Genomic DNA, 15,326 nt, shown 5'->3' with positions numbered 1-15,326 from the left:
TCTGTATTGCTATTTAATTAATAGCTACTTGCGCATAGTGGACGGGGGCTAGCGGCCAATTTTGTATAAACATTAGTCAGAACCCGTTATTTCCATGACATTTCAATAGAAGTTGTATAATCAAAACATGGATAAATTGTCAGCCCTTGCCGTTTTTGAATCGCTCTCCTCCGGCGTGCGTTTGGACATCTACCGGCTGCTGGTCAAAGTCGGGCCGGAGGGTCTGGTCGCCGGTGAAATTTCCAGCACGCTGGCAGTGCCGCCGACCAATCTGTCGTTTCACCTGAAGGCGCTGACCCATGCGCAACTGGTCGCCGTGGTGCAAGAAGGGCGCTTTCAGCGCTACCGCGCCAACCTGGCGCTGATGCACGACTTGATCGCTTATTTGACCGAAGAATGTTGCGCCGGCCATCCGGAGCAATGCGCCGAACTTTGTCCGCCGCTCAGCTGCCAGACCGCGTCCGCCATTCCGACGCCAGCCTGAAGCGCCAGCGCCTCAGCGGACGTTGCGGTTAAACCCCACCTGTCGATGTTTGCCCCAGGAGATCACCCCATGCAGTTTCTCGAACAACCGCCCCGTTTTCTGTTCTTCACCGGCAAGGGCGGCGTCGGCAAGACCTCGATCGCCTGCGCCACCGCGGTCCAGCTGGCGGCGGCCAACAAGCGCGTGCTGCTGGTCAGCACCGATCCGGCCTCCAACGTCGGGCAGGTCTTTGGCATCACGATCGGCAACCAGATCACCGCCATCCCGGCCGTCGCCAACCTGTCGGCGCTGGAGATTGATCCCCAAGCCGCGGCGCAAGCCTACCGCGACCGCATCGTCGGGCCGGTGCGCGGGGTGCTGCCGGAGGCGGTGGTGAAAGGCATCGAGGAGCAACTGTCCGGCGCCTGCACCACCGAGATCGCCGCCTTTGACGAGTTCACCGCCCTGCTGACCGACGCCGCGTTGACGCACGATTTTGAGCACATCATTTTCGACACCGCGCCCACCGGCCACACGATCCGGCTGTTGCAACTGCCGGGCGCCTGGAGCGGATTTCTGGACGAGGGCAAGGGCGATGCTTCGTGTCTCGGTCCGCTGGCCGGGCTGGAGAAGCAGCGCGCCCAGTACAAGGCGGCGGTGGATGCGCTGGCCGACCCCGAGCGAACCCGCCTGGTGCTGGTGGCGCGTGCCCAGCAAGCCACCTTGCGCGAGGCGGCGCGCACCCATGTCGAACTCGCCGCGATTGGCCTGTCCAAACAGTTTCTGGTGATCAACGGCGTGTTTCCGCCGACCGAGGTCGATCAAGATCCGTTGGCGGCCGCCATCTGCCAGCGAGAACTGGCCGCGCTGGCCGGCATGCCGGTCCTGCTGCAAACCCTGCCGACGGACCAGATCGCGCTCAAAGCGTTCGACTTGGTGGGGCTGGACGCCCTGCGCCAATTGCTGACCAGCAATGCACCGCTCCAAGCCGCCGTCACGCCGGAGCCGACCCCGCTCGACGCGCCCAGCCTGTCGCAACTGGTCGATGAGATAGCTGCCGACGGCCACGGTCTGGTCATGCTGATGGGCAAGGGCGGCGTCGGCAAAACCACGCTGGCGGCGGCAGTGGCGGTGCAGCTGGCGCATCGTGGATGGCCGGTTCACCTGACCACCTCGGACCCGGCTGCGCACCTAGTCGACACCCTGCACGGCACGCTGGAACACCTGACGGTGAGCCGCATCGATCCGCATGAAGTGACTGAGCGCTACCGCGAGCAGGTGCTGGTCAGCAAAGGCGCCAAGCTGGACGCGGCCGGCCGCGCCTTGCTGGAAGAAGACCTGCGCTCACCCTGCACCGAAGAGATTGCCGTGTTCCAGGCCTTCGCGCGCGTGATTCGCGAGGCCGGTAAAAAGTTTGTCGTGATGGACACCGCGCCCACCGGCCACACCCTGTTGCTGCTGGACGCCACCGGCGCCTACCACCGCGACATCGCACGCCAGATGAAAGGCACCGGCCTGCACTTCACCACGCCGATGATGCAACTGCAAGACCCGAAACAAACCAAGGTGCTGCTGGTGACGCTGGCGGAAACCACGCCGGTGCTGGAAGCCGCCAACCTGCAGGCCGACCTGCAGCGCGCCGGCATTGCACCCTGGGCCTGGATCATCAACAACAGCGTGGCAGCGGCCTCGCTCAGCGCACCGATTACTGCCCCGTTATTGCGCCAGCGCGCCCACAACGAACGGGTGGAGATCGCGTCGGTGGCCACCCGGCACGCCCGCCGCTACGCCTTGGTTCCACTCCTGAAAGAGGAGCCGATTGGCGTGGACCGCCTCATGCAGCTGGCTGGTCATTCGACTGCAACCACCTTCACCTCCAAGGAAATCTGACATGACAGACAAAGTTCTCAACGTCCTGTTCTTGTGTACCCACAACTCAGCGCGCAGCATCCTGGCCGAAGCCATCCTCAACCACATCGGCCACGGGCGTTTCAAGGCCTATTCAGCCGGCAGCCACCCGCGCGACAACCAGCAGCCCAACCCGCTGGGTTTGCAGGTACTGCAAAACGCCGGCATGGCCACGGCCGGTCTGCGCAGCAAGACCTGGGATGAATTTGCCACTCCGCAAGCGCCGCACATGGACCTGGTGATCACCGTCTGCGACAACGCGGCCGGCGAGGTCTGCCCCTACTGGCCCGGCCAGCCGGCCACCGCGCACTGGGGCTACCCCGACCCCTCGGCCGGCCATGGCACAGAGGCGCAGAAGCTGGAAGCCTTTCGCTTGACGCTGCACGCGCTCAAGCGACGGCTGGAATTGCTGACCAGCCTGCCCGCCGCGAAGCTGGAAAAGACCTTGCTGCAAAGCTCGGCCCGCGACTTGGACCAGGCATAACGCCATGAGTGTTCAATGTGAAATGACTGCCAAGCAGGCAGCAGGCGCGCCGATGAGCGTGTTCGAGCGCTACCTGACGGTGTGGGTGTTTCTGTGCATCGTAGTCGGCATCGGGCTCGGCCAACTGCTGCCCGACCTGTTCCAGGCCATTGGCCGCATGGAAGTGGCCAACGTCAACCTGCCGGTCGGCGTGCTGATCTGGGTCATGATCATTCCGATGCTGGTCAAGGTCGATTTTGGCGCGCTGCACGAGGTGCGCCAGCATGTGAAGGGCATTGGCGTCACGCTGTTCGTCAACTGGTTGGTCAAGCCGTTCACCATGGCGTTTCTCGGCTGGCTGTTCATCCGCCATTTGTTTGCACCGCTGCTGCCGGCCGACCAGTTGGATAGCTATATCGCCGGCCTGATCCTGCTGGCCGCCGCACCCTGCACCGCCATGGTGTTTGTCTGGAGCCGGCTGACCGGCGGCGACCCCTTGTTCACGCTGTCGCAAGTGGCGCTGAACGACAGCATCATGGTGATCGCCTTCGCGCCGCTGGTGGCCTTTTTGCTCGGCATCTCGGCCATCACCGTGCCGTGGGCCACGCTGCTGATCTCAGTGGGCTTGTACATCGTGATTCCGGTGCTGCTGGCGCAAGTGTGGCGCAAGGCCTTGATGGCCAAGGGACACGCCGCCTTTGACGCCGCCATGCACAAGATCGGCCCCTGGTCGATCGCGGCCTTGCTGGCCACGCTGGTGTTGTTGTTCGCCTTTCAGGGTGAAGCGATTTTGAAGCAGCCGCTGGTGATTGCCTTGCTGGCGGTGCCGATTTTGATCCAGGTGTTTTTCAACTCGGCCCTGGCCTACTGGCTCAACCGCGCCGTGGGTGAAAAGCACAACATTGCCTGCCCGTCGGCGCTGATTGGCGCCTCCAACTTCTTCGAGCTGGCGGTCGCCGCCGCCATCAGCCTGTTTGGCTTCAACTCCGGTGCCGCATTGGCGACGGTGGTGGGCGTGTTGATTGAAGTGCCGGTGATGCTGCTGGTGGTTTATATCGTCAACAACTCCAAGGGCTGGTACGAGCGCGGCTGAACGGCGGCGCCTTTGAAAGAAAAAACACCATGAACCCCATCACGATTTATCACAACCCCCAATGCGGCACCTCGCGCAACACACTGGCGCTGATTCGCAACACGGGCGCCGAGCCCCACGTCATTCCTTACCTGGAAACACCGCCCAGCCGCACCGAGTTGGTGGCGCTGATTGCATCCATGGGGATGCCGGTGCGCGAGGTGATGCGTGCCAAGGAAACGATCTACCAGGAACTGGATTTGGGCAATCCGACATGGAGCGATGACGCCCTGATCGACGCCATGCTGGCGCACCCGATTCTGATCAATCGCCCGATTGTGGTTACCCTGCTGGGCACGCGTCTGTGTCGCCCGTCTGAGGCGGTGCTGGACCTCTTGCCGCAGCCGCAATTGGGCGCTTTCACCAAGGAAGACGGCGAAGCGGTTATCAATGAGAAGGGCCAACGTGTCTGACGCCCTGTCCACCCTGTTGTCTGACTTGCCGCAACTCAACGCCGCGTTATTTAACGTCCCTGATCTCAATCGGCTGCGCCCGGCAGAAACTGCTGCTCATGCGCCCCGCTTCCTGCTGCTGTATGGCTCACTGCGCGAGCGCTCGTTCAGCCGCTTGCTGACCGAGGAGGCCGCTCGCTTGCTGACAGCCATGGGCGGTGAGGTCAAAATCTTCAACCCCAGTGGCCTGCCGCTGCCCGACGACGCGCCGGAGAATCACCCTAAAGTGGCGGAGTTACGGGCGCTGGCCCAATGGGCGGAAGGCATGGTGTGGTGCTCCCCTGAGCGGCATGGTGCCATGACCGGCATCATGAAAAGCCAGATCGACTGGATTCCCCTGTCCGTGGGCGCCGTGCGACCCACCCAGGGCAAGACGCTGGCCGTGATGCAGGTCTGTGGTGGTTCGCAATCTTTCAATGCCGTCAACCAGTTGCGCGTGCTGGGTCGCTGGATGCGCATGCTGACCATCCCGAATCAGTCCTCGGTCGCCAAGGCCTTCCTGGAGTTTGATGAGGCCGGGCGCATGAAACCGTCCGCCTACTTTGACCGGGTGGTGGACGTGATGGAGGAACTGGTCAAGTTCACCCTGCTGACGCGGGACCTGGCACCCTACCTGGTCGACCGTTACAGCGAGCGCAAAGAGAGCGCCGAGGAACTGTCCAAACGGGTGAACCAGCCCGCCCTCTGACGGCTCCTTATGGACGACAAGGTCTTGCCAGGGACGGCGCACATCGGCGCATAATTGTTCAACGGTGACTGACGCAAATTGCCAGTCATCACTGCCGCCCGTACGCGCTTGTATAGCGCGCTCAGACTATCCCGGAGAAATCTTATGCAAATTTTGTTGAACACCGACCCGAACATCGACGGAGACCACCTGATGGCCGACCACTTGAAGACAGTGGTGACGGATGCACTCGGCCGTTTTCGCGACCAAATCACGCGGGTAGAGGCACATCTCTCCGATGTCAACAGCCATGTCAAGACCAGTCCGAACGAGATTCATTGCACGCTGGAAGCCAGACTGGTAGGACGCGAACCGGTCATCGTGAAAGACCAGTCCGGCACGGCCCATCAGGCGATCCAGGGCGCCGTCAGCAAGTTGAAACGTGCGGTCGACACGGCCTTGTCCAAACACGATCCCCGCCGCAGTGCGCCACTGCCCAACGACGTCGAATAATCAGTTCTGTCGCACCTGAAAAGCGCCGCTTTACGAAGCGGTCGCTGATTCAGATTGCCGTTCTTGATGAGATCGCGCCAGCTTCATCAGAACCTGTTCGACCGCGTCAAATAATGGGCGTTCGCTCGTTAGTTCTTGCATACAAGCTGTTTTCAATTTGACCAGCGCCTCCATCGTGAGGCGTGCGTCAGCCACGGCGCTACAGCGCTCCAGCAACTCTTCCAGCAGACAGGCAAAGGCACGCACTTCAAGACGTTGAAGCGCAATGGCCTGTTGCCGGTCCTGCGGTGCCAGAAAAGAAGCGGCGCCAAAATCACCCAGCAAAGCCCGGCCTTGACCCGCGTGCAAGATATTGTGAGCGTACAAATCGCCATGCATCAGGCCTTGTGCGTGCAGATGCCGCGCCGCCGACGCGATGCCGAGCGCCATGCGCATCACCGTCGTTAACTCAAACGTGGTGTCCGCGGCGTAGATATCGCGGGTACAGGAATCCAGGCTGGGCGGTCCGGCCAAATTGCGAAAGGCCGGGTCAATCAAAGACATGACCATGCCACTCACACCGGCCGGGTGATCATGCACTTGGCCGAGGATCGGGATCAGGTGCGCGTGTGTGCCAGCGCTGATGCAGGCCCTCATTTCGCTTTGCGGCAAACCATCGCTGGTGACCTCACCCTTGAAAAGCTTGACCGCCACTTGTTGCGCACCCGCGCGGCGCCGCCACTGCGCCTGGTGGATCACGCCGGATGCGCCTTCACCCAGTTGATGCTGCAGCGTTAACTGGTCCCAATGGATGCTGGTCAGGGGCGGCGCGCTGAAAGCCGTCACCTCCCTGTTCTCGCAAAACGGATTCCCCGCATAGGCCAGCCAGGACAGTTTGGGCAGCGTGAGCAGCCAAGCAGGGAGTTCGGTCAGCTGGTTGGCCGAAATGCGCAATAACTCCAGTTGGGTGCAGGCCGCCATCGCGGGCGGCAAGGCCGGCAAGCGGTTACCGGCCAGCATGAGTTTTTGCAACTGGGCGCAACGCCCGATGTCGGCCGGCAGTTCTTCGATCTGGTTGTCGGTAAGGATCAGCCAGCGCAACGCGAGGGGCAGTGCTGCGCCGGAGACGGTCCGGATCTGGTTGGCCTTGAAGCCCACCATGGCGAGTTGCGCACATTGCCCGAGCACGGCCGGCAATGCGGTGAATTGATTGTCGGAACAAAACAGGATGCGTAACCGGTGCAACCTGGGCAGGTCATCCGGTAATGTGGACAGCGCATTGCCGGACAGGTCGAGGATTTCCAGGGTATCGGCGAGATCAAAAATCTCACGCGGAAATTCTGCCAGTCCACACGCTAATTTCAGGCGCTGGGTTCCGGCCAGTTTTCCGGCGCAAAGTAGCTCAAGGGTGTTCATGGAAAACGCCTCATGCGTCTCGCCCGGGCTTGCACTGCGCATCCGCATCCGCATCATTGAACGCGGTGATGCGCGCCACCTGAAACGTATCGCCCAACGAGCGCAACTCCGCATCGTGCAGCGCGGCCAGACGTTCCAGTTGCGCCGCGCCTTTGGCCTGCAGATGGACCTCGACCATGCGCCGATCGGTCTTGCTTTTCTGGCGCAGCACCAAGCCGGCCTCTTCACAGCGCGTCAGCAGCGCGACCACGCCATGGTGCTGCATTTGCAGACGATCGGACAGCTCATTCACCGTGGCCCAATCACGGCCGGGGAAACCGCGCACGTGCAACATCAAGAGATATTGCAAAGGCGTCAGTCCGGCCTCCTTGGCCGCCGTCTCACTGAAATGGAGAAAGCGTCGCAATTGATAACGAAACTCCGAGAGCGCTTCGTATTGCGATTTCTTTAAAGGGGCGGTAGGCAATGGGATCATGGGCAAAGGGTTATTGAGAGGTTCCATTATAAATATATATCATATTGTGATACATTCGGAGCCCGCTCAATCGCCCCACCCGGGCGCAAATAGGCTCTCACACCACGAGCAGACAGATCTGCCAAGGCGCAACAAGTGATGGCGACGAATGTCATCACCGACCGGTCGGACTATCTGATTGAAAGCCCACCTTATCGCGGTGCTATTTCGTATGCATTTCAAAAACCGACTCTCAGAAAGATCGCCTTTGAACAAGAATGAAACGATGACCCGCAAAGTCATCCCCATCCTCCCGCAAGAGGGGTACATACCCATTGGCCAGGCATTTGAAGGCGACGAGGCTTTGCTCTCTCTTTATGCGAGCGACAAGAAGATCTATCCGCGCAGTGTCTCCGGTCTGTTCGCGCGCTGGCGCTGGGGCATGGTGTTCCTGACCCAGCTGGTGTTTTATGGCATGCCGTGGCTCGAGTGGGGGCAGCGCCAAGCGGTGCTGTTCGATCTCGGCACCCGGCGTTTCTACATCTTTGGCTTGGTGCTGTACCCGCAAGATTTTATTTATCTCGCCGGTATTCTGGTGATCTCCGCCCTGTCGCTGTTTCTGTTCACCGCGGTGGCCGGCCGTTTGTGGTGCGGTTATGCCTGTCCGCAAACGGTCTACACCGAGATTTTTCTCTGGATCGAAAAGAAGGTCGAAGGGGAGCGCTCGGCCCGCATGCGCCGTGATGCGCAGCCGATGTCCGCGAACAAGGTGCTGCGCAAAAGTACCAAACATTTGCTGTGGCTGGCCGTGGCGCTGTGGACTGGTTTTACCTTTGTCGGCTATTTCACGCCGATCCAGGAACTGGGTGGCGAGTTTTTGCAGATGAGCGTGAATTCATGGGAAGTCTTCTGGACTTTTTTCTACGGCTTTGCCACCTACGGCAATGCGGGGTTCATGCGTGAACAGATTTGCAAACACATGTGCCCGTATGCGCAATTTCAAAGCGTCATGTTTGACAACGACACCCTGATCGTCACCTACGACAAGGAACGCGGTGAACCACGGGGTAACCGGTCACGCAAGGATGAACTCTCCACGTTAAGCCTGGGCGCCTGTGTGGACTGCACCCTGTGTGTTCAAGTCTGTCCGACCGGTATCGATATTCGCAACGGTCTGCAGCACGATTGCATTGGCTGCGGTGCCTGCGTCGATGTCTGCGACACGGTCATGGACAAAATGGGCTACGAACGCGGGCTGATCCGGTACACCACTGAAAACGCCATGAGCCAGCACTGGAGCCAAGCCAAAACCCTGCGTCATGTGCTCAGGCCGCGCGTGCTGATTTATGCCGCCGTGCTGGGCACCATGGTGCTGGCCATGGTGGTCAGTCTGTCGTTGCGCACGCCGTTCAAGGTCGATGTGGTGCGCGATCGGGGCGTCATGACGCGCATTGTGGCGGGCGGCACGATCGAAAATGTGTATCGACTCCAGGTGATGAACGCGACCGAATCGACCCACCGGTACAAAATCACCGCGACGGGTCTGCCCGGTCTGGTGCTGAGTTCCGAAAATGTCGTCACCGTGGAAGCCACCGAGGCGCGCTGGTTGCCGGTGCGGGTGCAACTGCCGTTTGATGCCGCCACCCCAGGCTCACACGTCATGCAGTTCGAAATTGACGCGCTGGACTCGCCCGGACACCTCATTGAAAAATCGGTGTTTTTAGTACCGCGCTAAAGCTTTTCGCAAGCATCCGCCAGACTATTGGTCCCGATAGCCCAACTGCTGCGCCACAAAGCCATCAAACGCCGTCAGCAAGGGCTGAAACGGTGCGGCGCGTCCCTCCAGCTGCATCAACGCCGCGCAGGTCGCCTCCAGCGTGGACAGTTGATCGGGGCGATGCGCTTTGCGGATCAGGTAGTGCGAAGCGGGCATGTCGCGCAGCGGCAGACGCGGGAGGTGTTGCAGCAGCGGGTTGAGGTAAAGCATCTTGCGGCTTTTGCGCCAGGTGCCATCCAGCACGATCAGGCGCAATTGCGAGGGATCGCGCAACAAGGCCGGCGCTAAAACAGGCGACGCCGACAGGCCTCGCGCCGGATCTTCCGGTGTCTCCGGATACAGCAGAATCGCCTGCTTCGGGTTGTGCGTTGCGGCCTGCGGTTGCAGTGGGGCCGTCAACAGGGCTTGCAGCGCCTGCTCGACAAACACTTCGCCTGTCACCAGCCGGCTGTGCGGCAGACTCAGATGCAACAACCGCGCGCTGCCTTTGGCATTTGCCACCTCCAGCGGATGCTGCAAAACCACCACCTCAACCGCATGTTCCGTTGGTGTAATCCAATGGCAAATGCAGGTGCTTTGCGGTCGCAGGCAGATCGCGCAGATGCAGCGTTTGCTGCGGGATGCGGCGGTTCCGGAGGGCTGCACCCCTAGTCTTTCCACGGTGCCACATGCACGCTGGCGCGTCCCAGGTTGCTGTAGATCCGGCCGCGCCGCACCATCGGCCACCAGTCGTACAGAAAAATCTGCATCGGCCGCCACATGGCGACCCAGCCCCCAATGAGCAGGCTTTCCTTCAAGACCCGGAGAAAAGTGTTGTTCGAAAAACCGGCCAGCGCATCAGCGCCCAACAGACACAGCGCCAGAAAGCACAGCCCGATCAACAGGCTGGTGCGTCCCTCCTGCAGCAGCACGCGCAGATTGCGTTTCAGCAGCACGACTTTGTATTGAAAATAGTTGTGAATCGCCTCGGCGACCAGCGGTGCCGGGTCTTCCTTCGGCATCTTTTCGATGTGGACAATGATCCGAAAGTGACTGCCCTGCGGAAACTCCAGCGCCCAACTTTCCAGGAACTCTTGCGCATCAATATCAAGGTCGCGGTGATGAAACGGCGTCGGGTCCATCGAATTGAACAACTCCGAGAGCTCGACGATGCGCAACTCGATCTGGTGGACGGGAGGCGTGCTTTTTTTCATACCAGCAGCAACACGCCCGCGGTGCCCGTGATCATCAGCAGCACCGCAATCGGCAGCGTGATACGACGCAGTTCGGGTGAGCCCAGGCCAACCGCCATGACGCTCTTGGTCAAGGTGTTGGCCATGACGGCAATGACAATGGCGCGCGCTGCGACCTGCAAATTTCGGGCATCGCTCTGGGCCAGGTTGACCATGGCGAGCGTGATGGCATCAACGTCGGTCAAGCCTGCGACGGCAGCGGCAAGGTACAAGCCCGCTTCTCCGAGATAGACTTGCGCCGCCCTGGAGACCAGCAACACCACGCCAAACAACAAGCCAAACTTGATGGCCTCATCCAGCGCAAAAGGATTGCTGCCGGGCTTCACCTCACCGCGCTCGCGGCGTTTATTGCGCTGCCACAACCAATAACATGCGCCCAAGCTCGCCACGCACAAAAGCCCAATCGGGAAGGCGATCTGGCGACCAAGTTCCCAGCTGATCAGCGCCGTCATGATGGCGACGCGGAAAAACATCACCGTCCAGGCGAGCACGATGCCTAGCGCCAGCGACGAGGCATCCTCGCCCGCTTGTCGGCTGCGTTGTGAAAACCCGAGGGTGACCGCCGTGCTGGAGGCCAACCCGCCCAGCAGCCCTGTCAGGCCGACGCCATGCTCGACGCCAACGATCTTGATCAGCAGGTAACTGCTGAAGTTAAGGGCCGAGATCAACACCACCATCAGCCAGATCTTGTAGGGGTTGATCACGTCCAGCGGCGGCGGCCCGTAGTTGATATCTGGCACCAGCGGCAAGATGATGAGCGTGACAATGCTGAACTTGAGGGTGGCCTCAACGTCCGTGGCGTTGATGCGGCTGGCGAGCTGATGCAGCCAGTCTTTCAGTGCTAGCAGCAAGGCCATCGCCACCGCCACCCAGCTCGCCAGCTGCAGTTGGCCGTGGGCACAAAGCAGGCCCAGCAGAAAAGCCAGCAACGCCGACACCTCGGTGGTAATGCCGGTATCACCGCGCTGCGCCGTCACCACATACATCCCGACGATGAGTACGGTGATGGCGAAGAACATCGCCACCGCCAGCCAATCCAGCCCCAGGTTCTCGCCCAGATAGCCCGCGATGGCGCCGCTGAGCGAGATGAGTGCAAAGGTGCGCACGCCGGCGCCGCCGTCCTCGCTTTTGGTGCGCTCACGTTCAAGCCCCAGCAGCACACCGAGTCCAATGGCCACGGCAAAACGAAGCGCTAAATGAGGATCTTCCATGAGGTTTCCTGGGCAACTAAAGGGTTATCAGCTCAGTCTACGCCTACCGTCGGCCCAGCTGAACCAGCGCCTGGAGTTGCGCAAGCAAAGCGTCTCGCAGACCATGGAGCTCACCCAATCTCTGCAGCGCCTCCAGATTCTTGCCTTGAGCTTGCAGTTCCAGTAATTCGGCCGCCAGCGTATGCGCCTGCCGGTGCAGCGAATCGATGGCGGTAAAGGTCGGCTGGGCAGCATGGCGGGCCAGCCCCTCGTTTGCCATCCATGCGCCGAAACGGCACTGATGGATATCCAGTGGCGGCCGTGTTTCACACGTCCCTTTGAGGCACGCGTCGATGGCCAAAATCCAGGCGCGGTGTTCAGCGCTGGCAAACAACAGGGGTAAATCGTCGCGGCTGACGCAAGGCTGGTTGACCCAGGCCGGATCGGTGCGCCAGGCCTGGGTCCAACCGGGCAACTCACTGACCGGCATGGGGCGGGCAATACCATAACCCTGGGCGAAATCGCAGCCCAGTTGCAGCAGCATCGTTCCGTGTTCCACGGTCTCTACCCCTTCGGCAATGACCTGACGGCGAAAAGCGCTGGCCAGGCCAATCACCCCCTCCAGAATAGCCAGATCATCCGGATCGTCCAGCATGTCGCGCACAAAACTCTGATCGATCTTGAGCTGGGTCACCGGCAGACGCTTCAGATAGGTCAGTGAAGAATAGCCCGTGCCAAAGTCGTCCAATGCAAATGTGACCCCGATTTCCCGGCAGGCCTGAATAACTTGGGAGACGTGCACCAGATCTTCCAGTGCGCTCGTTTCCAGCACCTCCAGTTCAAGGTCACCCGGTCTGACCTTGGGGTGCGCCACCAGAATCTGGCGCAGACGTTCGACGAAGTCGGTCTGCTGCAACTGACGGGCGCCGATATTGACGCTGACCGGAATAGCCAGTCCGTCCGCCTGCCATTGCGTCATCTGGCGCAGGGCGGTGTCGATCACCCACTCGCCCAGTTCAATCGCCAGCGGATGAGTCTCAATGACCGGCAGGAACATCGCCGGGGCCAGCAGGCCTTTGTCCGGATGTTGCCAGCGAATCAGGGCCTCGACACCAATGACGGTGCCTTTGCGCATGTTCACCTTGGGCTGGTAATACAGCACGAATTCATGCTCGGTGAGCCCCTTGCGAATACGCTCCACGCTTTCGTGATGACCGCGCACGCTGCGGTCCTGCTCAGCATCAAAGACGTGGTAACGGTTCCTGCCCGCCTGTTTGGCCTGGTACATGGCCTGGTCGGCCTGGCGCAACAATTGATCCGCATCGGCGTCTTCTGCCTGCGGGAAGAAAGTGACCCCCAGACTGGCCGAAACCTGCAGCACGGCCTCGCCAAAATGCACCGGTTGCGCCGCCGCGGCCAACAAGCGGTTCAGCATCGGCACACTGTCGGCCACCTCCGACAAGTCGAGCAGCACCGCGACAAACTCGTCGCCGCCCATTCGGGCCAGCGTGTCGCCTTCGCGCAGCGACTCCTTCATGCGGGCGGCCAAGGCGATCAGCAACTGGTCACCGGCCTCATGGCCATGGCGGTCATTGATGGCCTTGAAACCATCCAGGTCAAGATAGGCGACCGCCAGCCGCTGCCCACGGCGCTGGGTCTGCGCGATGGCCTGGTGCAAGCGATCCCCCAGCAACACGCGGTTGGGCAGGCTGGTTAGCGCGTCATAGTGCGCAATATGCTCCAGCTGACTTTGGTACGCCTTGAGCGCGGTGATGTCGGTGGACAGCGCCACATACTGCAGAGCGTTATCCTGGGCATCGCGCACGGCGCTGATGGTTTGCATCTCGACGTAGACCTCGCCGTTTTTGCGCCGGTTCCAGATTTCGCCATACCAGTGGCCTTTCTCTATCAGAGCGCCCCACATGGCGGCATAAAACTCTGTCAAATGACGACCGGAGCTCAAGATGCGCGGATTATTGCCCTGGACTTCATCACGGCTGTAGCCGGTGATGCGGCTGAAGGCGTCGTTGACGTCGATGATCGTGCCGTCCGCGGTGGTAATCATGATGCCCTCACGGGCATGGGTGAAGACGCTGGCGGCGAGGTGCAGTTTTTCTTCGGCCTGTTTGCGCTGTGTGATATCCGCAATGACGCCCACCAAACCCTGCGCCTCACCGTTGGCGTCGTAGAAACGCCGGCCCGTCAGGTGGCCGCAGAATTCAGATTGGTCAGCCCGCCAATAAAGTCGCTCCAAATCCACCGAGGTGACGGCGCTGGCCAGCAATGCCAGCATCTTCTGCCGACCTAGCTCGCGTTCCGCGGGGTGGACCAGGGCGACGTACTCACGCCCTTCCAGTGCATCCAGCGACCATCCAAACATCTCGGCCATGCACTGGTTGGCTTGCACGATGCGCCCTGTTTTATCGACCAGAAAAATTGCCACGCTGGAGGTATCAAGGATTTGTCTCAGTACGGCCTCCCGTTGCCCCAGGGTTTCCAGCAGACGATTAAAGCCCCCAATCAGTTCGCCGATTTCGTCTTGCGTGGCGATGGGCAAGGGTGACGGGGGCTGCTTTGAATTCGACAGCGTGGCCAGCGTTTTGACGGCCGCCAGCATCGGTGAGAGCTGGCGCCGTAACAGCCACCAGGTCAGCCCCCCCGCCAGCAGCGACAGGAGAAACGTAGCCCACAGCATGCGCTGCTGCATGGCCCGAATCGGGGCAAAGGCTTCGGCGGCCGGTAGCGCTATACCCATGAACCAGCCGGCCACCGGAATGCCTTTGGCCGCCGTTAACTCCTCCTCGCCACGGAAATTGACCAGCGTGCCGTAACCCTCGTAACCCTTGGCGTATTTGTCGTGCATCGGGTTAAGGCCAGGCGCAGGCAGCGCCCGCATGATGCGGCTTTTGTCAGAGGCGGTGACAAACAGATTGTGCTGAGGCGCCGCAATCAGGTAGACGCCCGACTTCCCGTAGTTGCTGTTGGTAATCCGGTCCAGAAAATTGGGTTTGCTCAGGTCAACCACACCCGCCAAGGCGCCAATGACCTTGCCCTGAGGATCGCGAATGGGGGTCGCCATGGCGAAAACCGGCGTCTGAAGCACTTTGCCGAGGGCCGGTTTGCTCAGCGTCGATTTCCCATCCTGGAGTGCGGTGGCGATGTAATCGCGGTCCATGAAATTGACACCGACCCGTTCGGTTGAAAGCGGCAGCGAGGCCATCGCCGTGCCATCCCGTTGGACGACGAAAATGCCGCCGCTGAAGAACGCCTGAAAAACGGCGTTTTGTGTCAATAGCGCCTGCATGGCAGGTGCATGGCCCAGCATGGCCGGGGTCATGCTGCCGGCGACGGTTTCCAGCGCTTTCAACCGGTCTTCCAGCTCTTGATTGACCTCGGCGGCCAAAATAGAAACCGCCGAGAATTGCTGTTCGCCCAACAGGCGCTGCATATCTTCCCGCAGCATCCGGCTGGCATAGAACGCCAGCGACCAGAGGCCGATCAGAAAAATGGCCAGCGTGAAAAAGGTCACTCTGGTCTTGAGTGACTGCAACTGAAGGATACGAAAGTTCATGGGGCTTGATTAATCAGTTGCCAGGTAAAGATAGCGGATTGGCCAATGCGTTGAAGGCGATTATCTTCAATCAGCATGACTTGATACTACTCAAGACATGAACCCTTGG

General features: G+C 60.6%; 14 protein-coding genes. 8 read left to right on the top strand and 6 right to left on the bottom strand.

The annotated features are described in order from the left end of the window. Positions 1-127: 127 nt before the first annotated feature. The 7 genes from HHJ17_RS12830 to HHJ17_RS12800 all read left to right on the top strand — a co-directional run bounded on the left by HHJ17_RS12830 (position 128) and on the right by HHJ17_RS12800 (position 5,598). Entirely contained in the window at positions 128-484 is a 357-nt protein-coding gene (locus tag HHJ17_RS12830) for a helix-turn-helix transcriptional regulator (RefSeq protein WP_296506049.1), read from the top strand. Positions 485-553: 69 nt separating this feature from the next. Then, positions 554-2,353, top strand: coding sequence for an arsenical pump-driving ATPase (arsA, locus tag HHJ17_RS12825; protein ID WP_296506048.1), 1,800 nt, complete (start codon positions 554-556; stop codon positions 2,351-2,353). 1 nt (position 2,354) lies between these two features. Further along, the gene (locus HHJ17_RS12820) at positions 2,355-2,855 is read left to right on the top strand and encodes an arsenate reductase ArsC (RefSeq protein ID WP_296506047.1); all 501 of its coding nucleotides are present in this window, start codon (positions 2,355-2,357) and stop codon (positions 2,853-2,855) included. 4 nt (positions 2,856-2,859) lie between these two features. Further along, positions 2,860-3,927, top strand: a complete 1,068-nt coding sequence (gene arsB / locus HHJ17_RS12815) for an ACR3 family arsenite efflux transporter (RefSeq protein ID WP_296506046.1) — start codon at positions 2,860-2,862, stop codon at positions 3,925-3,927. Between the two features lie 29 nt (positions 3,928-3,956). After that, positions 3,957-4,379, top strand: a complete 423-nt coding sequence (gene arsC, locus HHJ17_RS12810; RefSeq protein ID WP_296506044.1) for an arsenate reductase (glutaredoxin) — start codon at positions 3,957-3,959, stop codon at positions 4,377-4,379. Beyond that, positions 4,357-5,106 (top strand): arsenical resistance protein ArsH, encoded by a 750-nt coding sequence (gene arsH / locus HHJ17_RS12805; protein ID WP_296506041.1) that lies wholly within the window; start codon positions 4,357-4,359, stop codon positions 5,104-5,106. The genes arsC and arsH overlap by 23 nt, the downstream gene beginning before the upstream one ends. Before the next feature lie 144 nt (positions 5,107-5,250). Further along, positions 5,251-5,598 carry an HPF/RaiA family ribosome-associated protein gene (locus HHJ17_RS12800; RefSeq protein ID WP_296506039.1) on the top strand — a complete coding sequence of 116 codons (348 nt, stop codon included), beginning with the start codon at positions 5,251-5,253 and terminating at the stop codon, positions 5,596-5,598. A 30-nt stretch (positions 5,599-5,628) separates the two neighbouring features. Here HHJ17_RS12800 and HHJ17_RS12795 read toward each other — a convergent pair whose 3' ends face one another. Together HHJ17_RS12795 and HHJ17_RS12790 are read right to left on the bottom strand one after the other, a co-directional pair. Beyond that, entirely contained in the window at positions 5,629-6,993 is a 1,365-nt protein-coding gene (locus HHJ17_RS12795; protein ID WP_296506037.1) for a leucine-rich repeat-containing protein kinase family protein, read from the bottom strand. A 10-nt stretch (positions 6,994-7,003) separates the two neighbouring features. Beyond that, complete coding sequence (locus HHJ17_RS12790; protein ID WP_296506035.1) at positions 7,004-7,468, bottom strand: MarR family winged helix-turn-helix transcriptional regulator; 465 nt, start codon at positions 7,466-7,468, stop codon at positions 7,004-7,006. Between the two features lie 265 nt (positions 7,469-7,733). On the opposite strand from HHJ17_RS12790, the gene ccoG reads away from it, so the two are divergent. Next, positions 7,734-9,182, top strand: coding sequence for a cytochrome c oxidase accessory protein CcoG (ccoG, locus tag HHJ17_RS12785; protein ID WP_296506033.1), 1,449 nt, complete (start codon positions 7,734-7,736; stop codon positions 9,180-9,182). Positions 9,183-9,206: 24 nt separating this feature from the next. On the opposite strand, the gene HHJ17_RS12780 is transcribed toward ccoG, so the two are convergent. The 4 genes from HHJ17_RS12780 to HHJ17_RS12765 are packed head-to-tail and all read right to left on the bottom strand — an operon-like array spanning position 9,207 to position 15,217. Further along, positions 9,207-9,884, bottom strand: coding sequence for a tRNA-uridine aminocarboxypropyltransferase (locus tag HHJ17_RS12780; RefSeq protein WP_296506031.1), 678 nt, complete (start codon positions 9,882-9,884; stop codon positions 9,207-9,209). Continuing rightward, on the bottom strand, positions 9,872-10,417 hold the full coding sequence (locus HHJ17_RS12775) for a hypothetical protein (protein ID WP_296506029.1): 546 nt from the start codon (positions 10,415-10,417) through the stop codon (positions 9,872-9,874). The genes HHJ17_RS12780 and HHJ17_RS12775 overlap by 13 nt, the downstream gene beginning before the upstream one ends. Then, positions 10,414-11,667 (bottom strand): MgtC/SapB family protein, encoded by a 1,254-nt coding sequence (locus HHJ17_RS12770; RefSeq protein ID WP_296506027.1) that lies wholly within the window; start codon positions 11,665-11,667, stop codon positions 10,414-10,416. The genes HHJ17_RS12775 and HHJ17_RS12770 overlap by 4 nt, the downstream gene beginning before the upstream one ends. A 43-nt stretch (positions 11,668-11,710) precedes the next feature. Further along, entirely contained in the window at positions 11,711-15,217 is a 3,507-nt protein-coding gene (locus HHJ17_RS12765; protein ID WP_296506025.1) for an EAL domain-containing protein, read from the bottom strand. Positions 15,218-15,326 lie beyond the last annotated feature (109 nt).

This window comes from Rhodoferax sp., from assembly GCF_012927445.1.
In the GTDB taxonomy this organism is placed as follows: Bacteria; Pseudomonadota; Gammaproteobacteria; order Burkholderiales; family Burkholderiaceae_C; genus Rhodoferax.
Note: the sequence above shows the minus strand (reverse complement) of the source record. Positions and strands in the feature narration are given on the sequence as shown.

Coding starts and splice junctions, on each gene's coding strand:
- HHJ17_RS12830 (WP_296506049.1), top strand. CDS start 128: ATGGATAAATTGTCAGCCCTTGCCGTTTTTGAATCGCTCTCCTCCGGC.
- arsC (WP_296506044.1), top strand. CDS start 3,957: ATGAACCCCATCACGATTTATCACAACCCCCAATGCGGCACCTCGCGC.
- arsB (WP_296506046.1), top strand. CDS start 2,860: ATGAGTGTTCAATGTGAAATGACTGCCAAGCAGGCAGCAGGCGCGCCG.
- HHJ17_RS12790 (WP_296506035.1), bottom strand. CDS start 7,468: ATGATCCCATTGCCTACCGCCCCTTTAAAGAAATCGCAATACGAAGCG.
- HHJ17_RS12775 (WP_296506029.1), bottom strand. CDS start 10,417: ATGAAAAAAAGCACGCCTCCCGTCCACCAGATCGAGTTGCGCATCGTC.
- HHJ17_RS12820 (WP_296506047.1), top strand. CDS start 2,355: ATGACAGACAAAGTTCTCAACGTCCTGTTCTTGTGTACCCACAACTCA.
- arsH (WP_296506041.1), top strand. CDS start 4,357: ATGAGAAGGGCCAACGTGTCTGACGCCCTGTCCACCCTGTTGTCTGAC.
- ccoG (WP_296506033.1), top strand. CDS start 7,734: ATGACCCGCAAAGTCATCCCCATCCTCCCGCAAGAGGGGTACATACCC.
- HHJ17_RS12770 (WP_296506027.1), bottom strand. CDS start 11,667: ATGGAAGATCCTCATTTAGCGCTTCGTTTTGCCGTGGCCATTGGACTC.
- HHJ17_RS12765 (WP_296506025.1), bottom strand. CDS start 15,217: ATGAACTTTCGTATCCTTCAGTTGCAGTCACTCAAGACCAGAGTGACC.
- HHJ17_RS12795 (WP_296506037.1), bottom strand. CDS start 6,993: ATGAACACCCTTGAGCTACTTTGCGCCGGAAAACTGGCCGGAACCCAG.
- HHJ17_RS12800 (WP_296506039.1), top strand. CDS start 5,251: ATGCAAATTTTGTTGAACACCGACCCGAACATCGACGGAGACCACCTG.
- arsA (WP_296506048.1), top strand. CDS start 554: ATGCAGTTTCTCGAACAACCGCCCCGTTTTCTGTTCTTCACCGGCAAG.